We start from the raw sequence: 266 nt of genomic DNA, 5'->3' as shown, positions 1-266 counted from the left end.
CCCCTGCGCCAGCCCCTCGCGCTCGAGTTCGGTCATCGGCTCGGCCGCGGCCGCGGGGGCGAGGTCGGGCTGGCGGAAGGCGGCGGCATCGTCGAGGGTCAGCTTGCAATCGAGCGCCACGACGCGGCCGTCGGCGAGCAGCGCCAGCGGGTTGATCTCGAGCAGCGCCGCGTCGATCGTGCCGCTCACCCCGTAGAGCGCCGCCAGGATCCCGGGCACCTCGCGCCCGGCCTCGCCGAGGTCGAGCCCGGACACGAGGGCGCGGG

At 76.7% G+C, this 266-nt stretch carries 1 pseudogene; it reads right to left on the bottom strand.

Going from position 1 to position 266, the window contains the following annotated elements:
* Nucleotides 1-266: pseudogene (locus WDW90_RS39700) on the bottom strand (succinate--CoA ligase); the annotation flags it as partial.

Origin of the sequence: Methylobacterium nigriterrae (genome assembly GCF_037106235.1) — a bacterium.
GTDB lineage: Bacteria > Pseudomonadota > Alphaproteobacteria > Rhizobiales > Beijerinckiaceae > Methylobacterium > Methylobacterium nigriterrae.
Note: the sequence above shows the minus strand (reverse complement) of the source record. Positions and strands in the feature narration are given on the sequence as shown.